Genomic DNA, 14,319 nt, shown 5'->3' on the forward strand with positions numbered 1-14,319 from the left:
CGGGGGGGGGGGGGGCGCGGGCCCCCCCCCCCCCCCCCCCCCCCCCCACGGCGGCCTTCCCATGCCCGCTGCCTTCGCCACGACGAGCCGGGGCCCGCCGCAACCCCTCGACGAGGGTCGCGACGGGCTCCGGCCCGCTGACGGAAGGTCACCAGTCGGTGGCGATGTACTTCGCCTCCGTGTACTCAAGGATCCCCTCATGGCCCCCTTCCCGGCCGAGCCCGCTCTGCTTCACGCCCCCGAACGGAGCGGCGGGATCGGACACCAGCCCCCGGTTGAGGCCCACCATCCCGCTCTCCAGGGCCCCCGAGACGGCGAGCCCCCGCCGCAGGTCCCGGGTGTAGACGTACGAGACGAGCCCGTACTCGGTGGCGTTCGCCAGCCGTACGGCCTCCGCCTCGTCCTCGAACCGGACGATCGGGGCGACCGGACCGAAGATCTCCTCCGTCAGCAGCGCGGAGCCCGGGGCCACCCCGTCCAACACCGTGGGCTCGTAGAAGTAGCCGGTGCGCTCCGGTGCCCGGCCGCCGGTGCGGACCCGGGCGCCGCGCGCCACCGCGTCCTCGACCAGCTCCACGACCTTGTCCCGGGTGTCCGCGTTCACCAGCGGGCCGACCTCGGTGCCGGCCGCCAGCCCCGGGCCGACCTTGAGGGCGGCCATGGCGGCGGCGAACCGGGACGTGAACTCATCGGCCACGGAAGCGTGCACGTAGAACCGGTTCGCGGCCGTGCACGCCTCCCCGCCGTTGCGCATCTTCGCCAGCATCGCCCCGCGCACCGCCGCGTCCACGTCGGCGTCCGCGAGCACCAGGAAGGGGGCGTTGCCGCCCAGCTCCATGGAGGTGCTCAAGACCCGGTCCGCCGCGCCGTGCAGCAGCCGGCGCCCCACCTCCGTCGAGCCGGTGAAGGAGAGCTTGCGCACGGCGGGGTGCGCGAGCATCGCCCCCACCACGGCGCCGGAACGGTCGGCGGGCACCACGTTCACCACCCCCGCGGGTGCGCCCGCCTCGGCCATCAGCGCGCCGACGGCGAGGGCGGTCAGCGGGGTGTCACTGGCGGGCTTGAGGACGACCGAGCAGCCGGCCGCCAACGCGGGACCCATCTTGCGGGTGGCCATGGCGGCCGGGTAGTTCCACGGCGTGACGAGCACGGCCACGCCGATCGGGGCCCGGTCCACCAGGATCCGGTAGCCGCCCGCCGGCGCGTGCTGCACGGTGCCGGCGAGCCGTACGGCCTCCTCCGCGTACCAGCGGAAGAACTCCGCCGCGTAGCCGACTTCGGCCCGGGCGTCGGCCAGCGCCTTGCCGTTCTCGGCGCTGATGAGGACGGCGAAGTACTCGGCGCGTTCGGTCATCAACTCGTAGGCGCGGCGCAACACCGCGGACCGCTCACGGGGCGGGGTGGCCGCCCACCGGGGCAGGGCGCGCTCGGCCGCCTCGACGGCGGCCAGGGCGTCGGACTCCTGGCCGGAGGCGACGGAGGCGAGCGCTTCGGTGGTCGCCGGGTCGCGCACCTCGATCCGGCGGCCGTCGGCGGCGGTGCGCCACGCGCCGTCCACCAGCAGGTCGGTCGGACAGCGGTCGAGGGCTTCGGTGATCTGCATGAGGACTCCGAGGAAAGAGGCTTCGAAAGGCCCGGATAAATGAGCGAGCCAATTTCCTCAATATAGAGTCGAGTCCCGAAACGGTCGAGAGGAAAAGTCGGTAGAGCGAGAAAAGAAGAGAGAATTTCTCATAAAAATGAAGCGCCGCACCTGCGGCTATTTCGGCATGACGAATTCCTGCTTCCGGTGACGTCCCCGCCCGCTCCCGGGCGGGGACCGACGGGTGCGGATCAGGCTTTCTTGACCACGCTGGACTTGAGTTGCATGGCCCCGAAGCCGTCGACCTTGCAGTCGATGTCGTGGCCGTCCACCCCGTCCACCAGCCGAATGTTCCGCACCTTGGTGCCGGCCTTGATGCCCGACGGACTCCCCTTGACCTTCAGCGCCTTGACGACGACCACGGAATCGCCGTCCTGCAGGACATTGCCAACCGCGTCCTTGACCACCTTTTCCGCAGTGGCGCCGGCGCCCTGCGCGCCGTTCTCCTCGGGAACCCATTCGTGGCCGCACTCCGGACACACCACCAGGGCGTTCATTTCATACGTGTACTCACAGGAGCACTTCGGGCAGGGAGGGAGGTTCTCGTTCATCCCTTCAGAATATCCGCCCAGACGCCTCCCTTCGAACGGGAGTGCGCGTCAACGCAGTACGAAGACCTCGCCCGGGTAGATCAGGTCCGGATTGGCGATCCTGTTGCGAAGGGCGATCTGCGGCCAGTCGACGCGGAACCTGGCACCGATGCGGCTGAGCGTGTCGCCGGGTTGGACGGTGTAGGTGTGCACGGCGGTCACGCACGGCGCGCGGGTCGTCGCCGCGGGGGTCGTCGGTGCGGGACCGGATCCACCGTGCTGCGCCGCGTGATGCCGTACGACGGAGTGCATCCGATGGCGCCCGATGACCCGTTTGGACCCTTCCAGGTGACCGTGGATCAGGTGTCTGCGGGCGAGGCCGTGCAGGGCGTCCTCGGCGGCCGTCAGCGACACCGCGGCGGCGGCGTGGACGGCTTCGGCGTCGAAGACGGGACGGTCGGCGAGTGCCATGGCCCGCAACACGTCTGCTTCTGCCGTCGGTAACTCCTCCGCGACGACGTCCCACACGGTCCGAAGCGGCTCCGGTTCGGCCGGTGTCGCGTCTGCCCGCAGCGTCTCCAAGCGCCGGGCGAGGGTGTCGAGCGTCATCTCGGGATCGGCCGTGAGGGCGCCGGCGAGCTGGGCAACGGCCAGCGGCAGTCGGCCCGCGAGGTCCACCAGCCGGCCGGCCGTCTCAAGGTCCCCGGCCACCCGGACGTCGCCCAGACAGCCCCGCTCGACCAGCGTCTCCAAGAGGCCGACGCACTCGGCGACCGGAAGGGGCGCGACCTCCATGCTCGGCATCGGGTCCCCGGCGTCGACCGGCACGTGGCTGCCCACCAGCAACTTGTGCTCCCCGCCCGCCTCTTGGAACCGAAGCACCTCCTCCCGCGCGCCGACGCGCCGCAGCACGACGAGCACGGCTTCGTGGTCCGCGAGAAGGGCCCGATACTCCGCCACGAGGGCCGAGGGGTCATCGGGCACGTCCGCTTCGGCGGCCCCCAGCGCCACCAGCGCGGCGCGCAGTGCTGCCGCCGCGGTCCCGTCCCGCGTGGACGCCGCACGCAACCGGGGATGGCCGTGGAACTCCACCTCCAGCATCCCGCCGGGGAACCGGCCCGCCCGGCACAGCTCCCGCGCGGCGGTGGACACGAGCGAGTCGACACCGCCCCCGACCGGCCCGGTCACGACCAGGCCCCGGCGCGACCGGTCGACGAGGGAGACGATTCTCCGCAGCTCCGTCTCGCGGCCGACGACGGCGCCACCCGGCAACTCGGCCCGCAGCATCGCATTGTGGAAGTGGACGTCCCTGATGTCGCGCGCCTGTACGAGGGTCCCGTCCACCCATCCGCTCATCTCGTTGTGGCTGTCGCCCACGATCCCCCCTCTACGAGCGAGGGGCACCGGCGCCGGACCTCCGTGTCCCTTGACACCGGCCCCGCCCGTGTCCCCGCGCCGATCGCGTACGCCCAGCAGGCTATCGCGCACCCGCCGCTCCACCACCCCGCGCGGCACGTCGACCACCGACGCGCGTGCCCTCGCTCCGCCGGCGTCCGGAAATGCGTTTCGACTCCGCAGTGGAGCGGCCTAGCGTGACCCGGTGGCAACTCAAGTGATCGTTCTCAATGGTGGATCCAGCTCGGGCAAGTCCGGGATCGTCCGGTGCCTCCAGGCCGAACTGCGCGAGCCGTGGCTCGCCGCCGCCGTCGACGCGCTGGTCGACGCGCTGCCCGCGTCGATGCAGACGTCGGACGGAGGCATCGAGTTCGCCGCGGACGGCCAGGTGAACGTCGGATCGCAGTTCCGCAGGTTGGAGGCGGCCTGGATGGCGGGGGTGGCCGCCATGGCCCGCGCCGGCGCACGGATCGTCGTCGACGACGTGTTCCTCAGCGGGCCCGCATCGCAGGGGCGGTGGCGCGAGGCACTCGACGGACTGGACGTGCTGTGGGTCGGCGTCCGCTGCGACGGCGCGGTGGCCGAGGGGCGCGAGATCGCCCGGGGTGACCGGCCCCGGGGCATGGCCGCCGCGCAGGCGGAGTCGGTGCACCGGGGCGTCAGCTACGACCTGGAGGTGGACACCACGCACACCGAGTCCGTGGACTGCGCACGCGCGATCGCCGCCCGCGTCACGTGACGCGCACGGGCGCCCGCCCGCCGGCTACAGCAGGCCCCCGTGGGCGTGCGCCGTCGCCCAGATCGCGTCGCCCGCGAAGTCCACGTCGTACCCCAGCAGCCCGGTGAGGAGCTGGTCGCAGGTCGCCCGCCCGGCGCCGTCCGTGGTCAGGGTGCACCTGACGCGTCCGCCCGCGCTGAAGACCAGGGTGCGGCCCGGGATCGGACGGCCGGTGGCGGTGTCCGTCAAGGTCGCGGTGGCCGACCCCAGGGACAGCGGCCCGGCCTTCAGCGTCGTCGCGTACGGGCTCGCCGGGCTCATCCGTACGGTGGCGGCCACCGTGGCGTCGCCCTGCGCGGCGTCCGCGGTCCACAGCAGCAACAGCCCGGAGTCGGTGCGGCCGGCCGAGTTGCGACAGTCCGAGCCGGGGCCGGCGATGTCGCGCGCCGGGTCGGTGACGTACTCGCCCACCGGGGCGAACACCGCGTCGGACAGACAGACGTACTGCACGCTGTCCGGGACGGCCTGCGGATCGCCGGCCGCGGAGACCGCGACGGCGAAGGTCGGAGCGCCGGGGTTCGCGTACCGGTCGACGACGGCCAGTTCACCGGTGCTGCGCTGGAAGGTCTGCTCGGTCGAGTTGACCGGGTCGAAGGGGCGGAACGAGGCTCCCGCGGCGCCGAGTTGCACCACCGGAGCGTCGTCGCCGGCGACCGTGGCGTCCCACACGTACTCGATTCGGAAGCGGTGCCGCTCCGTGCGGAAGTCGGAGACCTTCGTGGTGACGGTGATCCGGGTGTCCGCCGAGGTCGTGCCGCTGATCGTGACCCGCTGCTCCAGGACGAAGGCGTCCGGCACCAACCACCTCGTGACGGACTCGGCGCCCGACACCCGCACCGAGGCAACCAACGGGTCCAGCGACACCTCCTTCGCGTGGGTGACCAACTGGCCCTGCACGTACGCGATTCCGGTGCCCACGTCCAGCACCCGCAGATAGCTGGTGCCCGGCGTGCCCCGGCCGTACAGCACGTCGAGCCCCGGGCCCGCCGGGTTCAGCTCACCGGTCAGCACGGTGAACTCACCGGCGCCCGGGCGCTCCTCTCCGTTGACGTACGCCTGGAAGATGCCGTTGCCGAAGCCGCCGGGCGGCAGTGCGACGGCGGCGGTCGTCCCGCTGATGGTGGTCATGTTCCGTCCTTCGGATCGCAGGGGAGTCGCAGGGCAGTCGCGGGGCAGTCGCAGAGCGGTGGGGGCTCGTACCTCAGACCTCGACGGCGTCGGCGTACACCAGGCGCGTCCCCGCGGTCGTCAGGACCTCGCGCTCCTCGACCACCAGCCGCATCGGGGCGCTGCCGGGCGCCGCGGGCAGGGTCACGGCGGCGCTCCACTGCCCGCCGCCGCCCGGCACCGGCGGCAACAGGGTCTCCGACACCGTCCGCCACCCCAGCGGGTCGGCCGGCCCCGGGGCGACGGTCTGCACCAGCACCGTCAGCTTGGCGCCGCGCGCCGGGTCGCCCGCGTACGTGGGTCCGGACACGCTCACCGTCGCCCGCGTCGGATCCTGCGCCCCGAGCACCACCGACAGCGTGCGGTCCGGATTGAGCTGGGCGAACTGCGCCAGCACGACGGGCGAGAGCTCAAGACCGGACAGCGAGTGCCGCTGGTAGCGGGCGAAGGCGAACCGCAGGAACGGGCGGTACGCGCGCTCCGGCGGCATCGTCAGGTCGCAGTACCACAGCTGCCGGTCCTCGTCGTACCCCACCCGGTGCGCCGCCACCGCGACCCGCGGCAGCTCCGGCGCGCTCTCGGACTCGGCGAGCAGCAGCCCGGACGCGACCCGTACGGCGAGCGGGAACTCGGCCGTGCCGGGCGCTGCCGTCGTCGGTGCGGAGGCGAAGACCGGGTCCTGGCCGCGGAGCGTGACCAGGGGGCGCAGCACCGGCGGCGGCGCACCGTCCTGCGCGACGACGACGCCGAGGAGTTCGTCCTCGCCGGAGGAGTACCAGGGGCGGCGCAGGTACACCCGGATTCCGTTGCCGCGCCGGGTGTTGGTGAACTCCGTGCCCGTGCGGGCCCGCTCCCAGCCGAAGGTGGGCACGAGGTACGCCACGTCGGGCGCGGCCGGTCGCGCCGAGGACCGCACGTTCACCACGACCGGTTGCTGCACCTCGGAGTTCACCCGGGTCACCGGCCCGTCGACGAAGCCGATCTCCACGGTGGCGCCGTCCGGGATCGCCGAGTCGGCACCGGAGCGGCGGACCGTGCCGGCGGCGAGGTCCGCGACGTAGTCGACGTCCTCGCCGAAGACCCGTCCCGCGGCCGGGTCGGCGACGGTCAGCGTGCCGGAGGCGATGCCGCGGGCCGCGACGCGGACGGGTTCCGTGCCCGTCAGCACGGTCCGCAGCGTCACGGTGAAGAACTCCGTGTACCGGGAGGACGCCACCGCCGTGTAGGTGACCGTGCGGTGGCGGGTGTCGTGGAACTCCTGCCGGGCGTCGAGGCGCAGCCGGTCCCCGTCGGCGTCGTCCGGGGCGGTGGCCAGGGTCGTGACGTGGGCCGTTGCCGGGCGGACGACGGGCGCCGGGTCGGCGGGCGCGTCGTTCGGCTCCGTCCACTCCGCCCGTACGTCGACCTTCGCCGTGCTCGCCCGGTCGAGCACGAGCACGTCCACGATCCGGGCCGTGGTGTCGCCCGGCGCCCGCGCCGCGACGGGCTTGCGGAACGCGGCCGGGGTCAGGGGCTGTTGGATCGCGTGGGTGAGCTTGAGCGGGCGGCTCGGGGTGAGCTGCCACAGCTGCCCGAGCGCGGCGAGCCGGCGCAGGTCCTCGACCGTGGTGCCCGGCGGCAGGGTGAGACCGCTGTCGAGGAACCACCGCCAGATGCCGAGCGCGTCCAGGTCGTCCTCGTCGATCCGGGACGAACACGCCACGTCGACGCTGCGGCCGGGCGGCAGTTGCACCGTCAGCACCCGCAGCACGTCGTCGTACTCGGGCGCGCCGGTGCCGCTCTCCAGGCGCAGCCGGAAGGGGGAGCGGTGGGGCCACGACAGCCGGTCGTCGAAGGGGACCGTGAAGACCTCGCCCGGGGCGAGCCCCGGCAGCCCCGTGAAGGCGGCGCCGCGCGCCAGCACCTCCGGCAGGTACGGCACGTCCAACTGGAGCCGTTCGTAGTACGGCGTCTCGCCCCAGCCCCCGGGGTCCTCGGTGCCGCCGGTGAAGTCGGCCTGGTCGCGCCGGACGATGTCGGAGTAGGCGAAGCGGTCCATGCCGCCGGGGTTCACCGGGGTGGGGTCCACGTCGTACATGCCGTGCCGCTCGGCGGTGTGCGGAGTGGTCCGCCGCGGCACCACGTGCCGCTCGCACGTTCCGGTGGCCGGCGCGTCGTAGTTGCCCCGGACCACCAGCAGCGCGATGGACTCGGCCGGGGTGTGCGGTGCCGTGGGCAGCAGGACGGGCGATCCGACGGGCTCGAAGCGCAGATGGCGGACGAGGGGGGTGGCGGCGCCGAAGTCGTCCGGGGCGGGTTCGTCGGGCCCCAGGCTGTTGCCGGCGACGTCGACGACCCGGGCGCGGAAGCGGTAGCCCCGCCCGTAGCGCAACTTGGGCAGGCCCAGGGCGCGGAAGGAGGTGCGCAGCGCCACCGGCCCGGTGGGGTCGCTGTCCGGGCCGACGGTCACCGGCTCCCCGTTCACGGTGCGGGTGATGGAGCCGGGGCGGCTCGCGGTGAGGCTGTAGCCGTCCCAGGCGAAGACGGACTCGTGGAGGTAGATGGTGGGGTCGCCCTCCGCGGCGGTGCTGTGCGCGAGGTGGACGGCCCCCTCGTCCTGGGCCTCGAACCGCAGCTCGCCGCAGTCGTAGCGGCCGGCGCGGCGGCACACCGAGTGCCAGCGGCCGGACGCGTCGTCCCAGACGTCGACGCGGACGCCGTACTCCAACTCCTCCGCGCCGAGCGGCTCCTCGGCGAGCAGTGCCGCCGGGGCCGCGCTCCGCGCCGTGGCCTGTGTGAGCCTGGCGTGCAGGTCCTTCGCCCGTCCGTGCAGGACGACGCCGAGGCTGTCGCAGCGCTGGCTGGGCAGCGGGGCCGGCTCCGACCCCGGGTCGACGGCGATCGGCAGCGCGGCGTCCGGGGGCACAGCGGGGGCGCCGGAGAAGCCGTCGCGGCGGTCGAGCAGCTTCTGTCCGAAGCCGGCCAGGGCGTCCGCGGTCGCGTCCACGTCGACCTCCATGACCTCGTACCGGTCGGAGTCCAGCCGGACCAGTCCGCCGTCGACCAGGGTTCCGGCGGGTTTGGCCGCGAACGCGGACGCGGTGAGGGTGGCGTTCACGGCGGGCAGTACGGGCTCGTAGGGCCCGCCGGGGGCGAGCGGGCCCCACTCGACCTGGAGCGAGACGGCCACCGGGTCGCCCGCGGCCGGCACTCCTGGGGCGTTGGCGTCCACCGCGAGGTCCACGACCAGGCCGAGGGCCCGTTGCAGCGCCGGGTACTGGGCGAGGGCGCCGAGCGCGGCGTGGAAGTCGACGCTGTCGCCGTCGGCGATGGCGGTGACGTGCGCGGCGAGCGAGGATCCCCCGGGTGACGGGTTGTCCGCCGGTTTGCGGTCGTGGAACTGCTGGGCGAGCAGGAAGTCCACCTGGGTGGCGCTGAACGAGTCGAACGGGGAGTCGGGGTCCTCCAACGGCCCGCCCAGGAAGTAGCCGTCCCTGGCCAGTGCGTCCGCGATCAGGGCCCGGGCGCGGGGCAGGCGCTGCGGGGCGATGGGGATGTCCGTGACGAGGTCCGGCGACGGCTGCCCGTTGCGCGCGCCCGGTGCGAGGCCGGGCCCGCGGGACGTCATCGCGTTCACGCTCAGCGGTGCGGTGGCGTTGAAGGCGGTGGCGGCGGCGTGTTCGGTACGGGCCAGGTTCCGTGCGGTGGCCGGCGGCCAGGAGCGGATCGGCGGCACGGTGGCCGCCAGCAGGGCGGCCGGCTTGGGCACGACGGGAGTTGTGGCGGGGAACAGCTGCTGCCACAGGTCGAGCCGCGGCGCGGGGCCGACGGCCTCCGCCACCACGCCGGGGCCGGTCCCGAAGGCCAGTCGGTACCGGGGCCGTTGGGAGGGCCAGCCGAGCCATTCGGGATAGCCGGCGAGCGTCGATGCGGTCCCCGCGAGCCGCGGCGAGACGAGGACGGACAGCCTGAGCCGGCCGTCGTCGCGCCCGGCCGGGACCGGGGTCCAGACGATGCGTGAGGCTGCCATGGGGATTCGTCTCCTCGGGCGAAGAAGGGGCGGACAAGGCTCGGACCGGGGCGAGGGCGGGGCGAGGGCGCGGGGCGGGCGGGACACGCGGGGCGCGCTGCGTCAGGGCGCGAACGAGGCGCAGTACTGCTCCCAGTCGGCCCGGGACATCAGGTCGGCGAAGGCCGTGGGCTGTTCGTCGGCGGCGAGCGCCCCGGCGCCCCGCCGCCCGCGCACCGACTCCTCGTCGATGCTGCCGTCCAGGTTGTAGAAGAACTCCAGGGCGACGCTCTCGTGGAAGAAGAGGATGTCGATGGAGATGGTGAGCCGTGCGTGCGCGGTGACCGCGGACTGGTTGCCCAGCTTGCGGTACTGGAGGTCCGCGTAGAACTCGGCCGTGACGCTGATCAGCCCGAGGACGCTGACCCGCCCGGTGGCCCGGACGTAGCCGCGCAGCACGACCTCGTCCTTCGAGTCCGCCTCGTCCGGGTCGGCCCGCTCCGTCTTGAAGTAGATCCCGATCGCGATCCTCGCCAGGCCCGAGGCGATCTGGGCGAAGTCGAAGGCCAGCGTGTACGTGGCCTCGATCGCGCCCTCGATCTTCTCGATGCCGCGCTCGCTGACCTCGACGGTGAAGAAGCCACCGCCGCCGAAGCCGTACACCGTGACGTTGAACTTCTCGTCCTCCTTCGCGAACCCGAAGGCGGCCCGCACCGGCTTGCGCTGGAAGGGGACGATGACCCCGGCGGTCACGAAGCAGTTGGTGACCCGGAGCACGGGCCCCATCTTGATGTCGGGCAGCCCGAAGGTGACGCCTACGCGGACCTCCCCGTAGGTGATCTCCTGGTACGTCTTCAGCTGTAGGCCGAAGACGCTGACGCCGTCGAAGGCGTTGGAGATGTAGTCCTCCAGGACGCTGACGAAGGCGAGCGGCCCGTAGAACCTGACGGCGCTGACCCCGGGTTTGAAGGAGGGGCCGCCGTCGTGGTCGAAGCTGAACTCGAAGTCCTTGAAGACCACGCCGACGAACTGGAAGGCCGGGTCCACCAGCCTGAGTTCGAAGAGCGAGATCTTGCCGGTGACCTTGTTGGTGTTGGTGCCCTCGACGTAGCTGACCTCGTTGAGGACCTGCAGGGTCAGCTTGGCCCGGTTGTTGCCGACGACGGCGCGGAACGGCCCGAAGTCCACCAGGGGCGTGGTGAAGTCGATCGTCATCTTGTGGCCGTTCGGCAGCCGGCTGACGTCCGGGATGCCCGTCTTCGGGTTCGTCGGGTAGGTGGTCTCCTTCTTGATCCGCAGCGACTCATCGGAGCCCGCTTCGTTGTCGGGCAGCACGTTGGCGAGGAAGGTGGCGCCGAAGAGCACGGCCCGGTTGAGCTGGTTCTTGAGGTCGAAGTACTCCTTGGGGGTGATCGTCCCCTCGTCCTGGAGCTTGTCCACCGACTCCTTGTTGCCGCCCGCGGCGCCCAGGACCCGGGACAGGCCGCCGACCTCGACGTTGGGCATCGCGATGCCGCCGATCGTGACGCTGTTGACGACGACCCGCTCCACCGGCCGGTCCTCGCCCGAGGCCAGCGCCTCCAGGGAGTCGCGGACCCGTACGTACACCTCGCCCGGATTGCCCCGGAACTCGGTCAGCAGGTACCTCTCGTCGTAGCCCAGCAGGACCGGACCGCCGGGCCCGTAGAAGGTGTCCATGGTGGCCAGCCGCGCCTCGGCGCCCAGCATCCGGGGGAAGAACAGCGGGCTGTCGGACCGCGGATCCAGCCTTTGCAACGGCCCTTGCAGACCCCAGAACAGCCGCTGCGTGGGGTGGCTCGCGGTGCCCGGCACCGCCTCGGCGGAGTACGGGAGCTCCTGCCCGCCCAGGTCCAGCGCCCGCCGCGGGTCCGGCGCGGGGCCGACGAGCCGGTCGAACCCGCCGTACGCGTCGATCACCTCGCGCAGCACGGTCCCGGGCTCGGGCGAGGCGATCGCCACGTCGTGCGGGACGAAGCCCAAGGAGGCGGTGAAGCGGATCTCGCGGCCCGTCGCCGCGGTGCCCCGCAGCACGAACACGACGTCCGTGCCGGTCGCGATGGACTGGATCCAGATGCCCGCGTCCGGCCGGCCGGTGAGCAGTGGCTCCGGATGCTGCGGCAGGTCGGGCGGGACGGGGTTCTCGATGGCGAGCTCGGAGAAGGGGAAGGAACGCCCCCCGTACGGCAGGCCGTACGCCCCGCCGTACGCCTTCACCGGTTCGGTGATCCTGATGAACCGGCGCTGTTCGAGGTAGGCGACGCCGGTGGTCTCGTCGAACGTCCGTTTCGTCTCGGTGAACAGCAGGGCCCGGTGGCCGTAGGGCACGAGGAATCCGTACTGCTCCAGCACGACCTTGTTGTCCCGGCCGAGCCAGGCGTGGTGCTCCCAGTGCTTGAGGTTGAGCCCGGACGACGTGCTCGGCTCCCAGCGCCCGTCCAGGTCGAGGGTGGCGCCGGCGGCGCTCAGCGCCAGCAGCCCGACGTCCACCGGGGCCGCCACGGGCTCCGGCGGATTGGTCAGGGTGATCAGTTGGCGGTAGTCGAAGCCCTCCGGGTTCAGCGCGCCGAAGAGCTTCGCCTCCTGCTCGTCGGCGGGGTCGTCGGCGGCGACCACGCGGACGGTGGGCTGCGACTGCGGGGCCGGGCGTCCGGTGGGGCCGCGCAGGGCGAGCCGGGTGTGCCACAGCTCCGTGCGGCCGTCGTGCTCGACCGGCGTCTCCGCGTGGTCCCACGTCGCGAACTGCTCCGGCGTCAGGTGCAGCCAGTCCACGACCAACAGGTCCGTCTCCAGGCCGCCGGGCCGGCCGGCCGCCGGCACCACCCGCATGACCCACTGCCACCACCGCAGCAGCCCGCTCTCGCTGTACGGGACGGTCTTGACCGTCTCCGGCACGACGAAGGCGATCCGGCTCGGACCCACCGCGCGGGCCGCAGCCGAGCCCGGCGCGGGCCTGTTCGGCTCGCCCTCGTACACCGTCTGCTCGCTGACGTGCTGCGACTCGAAGCGGGCGACCACGTACGCCCGCTGCGCAGGGTCGACCCGACGCAGCTGCGGCGGGTCCGCGGCGGGGTCCGGCCGCAGGTTGTAGAAGTCGAAGTCGATGACCAACATGTCCTGCGGCCGTACGAGCCGGATGCTCGCCACCGGAGCCGGAGCACTCATGCCGGACCCTCCGCACTGTCGAGAGGCACTACGTATAGCGGGGCGGCCGTTGCCCGGTGTATCCCCCGAACGGGTTACTGCGGTGCGCGCCCGGGCGTTCGGGTCCAGCGAGGTGGCCGACGAGGTGGCCGACGAGGTGGCCAACCGGTTCCGGGCGTTCGGGAACGACCCGGTGCGGGCCGCGCGTTGTGTCGTGCGTACGGCTTCGTCCCCTACGCTGCGGGCGGGCCGCACCCGGTCCGTGCCGACGAAACAGCCGCCGAACAGGAGCACTCCGTGGCCACCCGCGTCCCTCCCGGTAGCCCCTCGCCCGACCCGCTCCCGGCCGGCCCGCCCGTCCCCGAACTCGGCGCCGAACACGTCGCGCGCTGGCGGGAGCGGGGCGGCGACCTCGTTGACCTGCTCGCCGATGCGCAGCGGCGGGTCGGCGGGGTGGCCGCGGTCCGGCTCGGGCCGCGCCCGACCGTCCTGGTGACCGAGCCCGCGGCGGTGCAGCACGTCCTCGCGCTCAACCCCGACCGCTACGTCAAGCGCTCGCACCGCGCCCGGCTGCTGATCGGGGACGGCGTCATGGCGGCGACGGGCGAGGCGTGGCAGCGCCAGCGGCGGCTGCTCCAGTCCCAGTTCACCAGCCGGGGCATGCGCCGCTACGAGGAGCGGATCGCGGTGGCGGCCAAGACCACCGTCGCCCGCTGGGCCGGATACGCCCGCAGCGGCGAGGTCTTCGACGTGGGTGACGAGATGCGCCGCTTCGCCCTGGACACCATCTGGCGGTCCCTGACCGGACACCCCGTCGACGCCGAGACGGAGCGGACGCTGGGCGACGTGCCCCATGTGATCGCCGCGCTGCCGAGCCTGCCGGCGGACGAAGTGTCCGCGAAGGGTGCGGTCGCCGAGGAGCTGGCCCGGATCGACGCCTTGGCGAACCGGGCCGTCGCCGCCGCCCGCGACGGCGATGCGGGGCCCGACGGACCGGGGCTCCTACACGTCCTGATCGAAGCGTCCGCGACCCGCCCCGAGTACACGGACAGGCTGATCCGGGACGAGTTGGTCACCCTGCTCCTCGCCGGCCACGAGACCACGGCCACCACCTTGACCTGGCTCCACCTGCTCCTGGACGAGCACCCCGAGGCCCGGGAGTGGGCACTGGCCGCCGGCGGCGAGGGCACGCCCGAGCGGCGGCAGGCCGTGCAGGCGCTCGTCCACGAGACGCTGCGGTTCTACCCGTCCGCGTGGATGCTGCCGCGCTGTGCGGCGCAGGACGACGTCCTCGCCGGGCATTCGATCGAGGCCGGCACCGACATCCTGGTCTGCCCGTACCTGACGCACCGGGACCCCGAAGTGTGGGAAGACCCCGGCGCGTTCGACCCCGAGCGCTTCACCACTCCAGGGCGCCGCCCCGACCAGCCGGGCGGCTACCTCCCCTTCGGACTCGGGCCACGGGCCTGTCTGGGCCTCCAGTTCGCCCTCCGCGAGTCCACCGCCCTCCTGGAACTCCTGCTGCCGCTGCCCGCCCCGCGCTTCGAGGCCGTCCCGAAGGGGGCCGTGTACGGCATCACCGTGCGCCCCGACGGGCCGACGCCTGCGACGCTCGACGGCGGGGCGCGTCCGACTTCCGGAGGGTGAGGCGGAACAC

At 73.1% G+C, this 14,319-nt stretch carries 8 protein-coding genes; 2 read left to right on the plus strand and 6 right to left on the minus strand.

Going from position 1 to position 14,319, the window contains the following annotated elements:
- Positions 1-148: 148 nt before the first annotated feature.
- The 3 genes from ABZ842_RS15850 to ABZ842_RS15860 form a co-directional block, all read right to left on the minus strand.
- A complete protein-coding gene (locus ABZ842_RS15850; RefSeq protein WP_361537244.1) occupies positions 149-1,603 on the minus strand; it encodes an NAD-dependent succinate-semialdehyde dehydrogenase in 1,455 nt (484 codons plus the stop codon).
- 230 nt (positions 1,604-1,833) lie between these two features.
- The gene (locus ABZ842_RS15855; RefSeq protein WP_361537245.1) at positions 1,834-2,193 is read right to left on the minus strand and encodes a zinc ribbon domain-containing protein YjdM; all 360 of its coding nucleotides are present in this window, start codon (positions 2,191-2,193) and stop codon (positions 1,834-1,836) included.
- Positions 2,194-2,241: 48 nt separating this feature from the next.
- A complete protein-coding gene (locus ABZ842_RS15860) occupies positions 2,242-3,549 on the minus strand; it encodes a LysM domain-containing protein (RefSeq protein ID WP_361537246.1) in 1,308 nt (435 codons plus the stop codon).
- Positions 3,550-3,772: 223 nt separating this feature from the next.
- Between ABZ842_RS15860 and cpt the strand changes: the two genes are divergently transcribed.
- Positions 3,773-4,306 carry a chloramphenicol phosphotransferase CPT gene (gene cpt, locus ABZ842_RS15865; RefSeq protein WP_361537247.1) on the plus strand — a complete coding sequence of 178 codons (534 nt, stop codon included), beginning with the start codon at positions 3,773-3,775 and terminating at the stop codon, positions 4,304-4,306.
- A 24-nt stretch (positions 4,307-4,330) separates the two neighbouring features.
- Here cpt and ABZ842_RS15870 read toward each other — a convergent pair whose 3' ends face one another.
- From ABZ842_RS15870 to ABZ842_RS15880, 3 genes are all read right to left on the minus strand, one after another.
- Complete coding sequence (locus ABZ842_RS15870) at positions 4,331-5,473, minus strand: hypothetical protein (protein ID WP_361537248.1); 1,143 nt, start codon at positions 5,471-5,473, stop codon at positions 4,331-4,333.
- A gap of 73 nt (positions 5,474-5,546) precedes the next feature.
- A complete protein-coding gene (locus ABZ842_RS15875) occupies positions 5,547-9,521 on the minus strand; it encodes a hypothetical protein (RefSeq protein ID WP_361537249.1) in 3,975 nt (1,324 codons plus the stop codon).
- Positions 9,522-9,623: 102 nt separating this feature from the next.
- Positions 9,624-12,683, minus strand: a complete 3,060-nt coding sequence (locus ABZ842_RS15880; RefSeq protein ID WP_361537250.1) for a hypothetical protein — start codon at positions 12,681-12,683, stop codon at positions 9,624-9,626.
- Positions 12,684-12,959: 276 nt separating this feature from the next.
- Here ABZ842_RS15880 and ABZ842_RS15885 point away from each other — a divergent pair, with 276 nt between their 5' ends.
- Positions 12,960-14,309, plus strand: a complete 1,350-nt coding sequence (locus tag ABZ842_RS15885; protein ID WP_361537251.1) for a cytochrome P450 — start codon at positions 12,960-12,962, stop codon at positions 14,307-14,309.
- The last annotated feature ends 10 nt before the right edge of the window (positions 14,310-14,319 follow it).

The organism is Streptomyces sp. NPDC047315 (assembly GCF_040643215.1).
Lineage (GTDB): Bacteria > Actinomycetota > Actinomycetes > Streptomycetales > Streptomycetaceae > Streptomyces.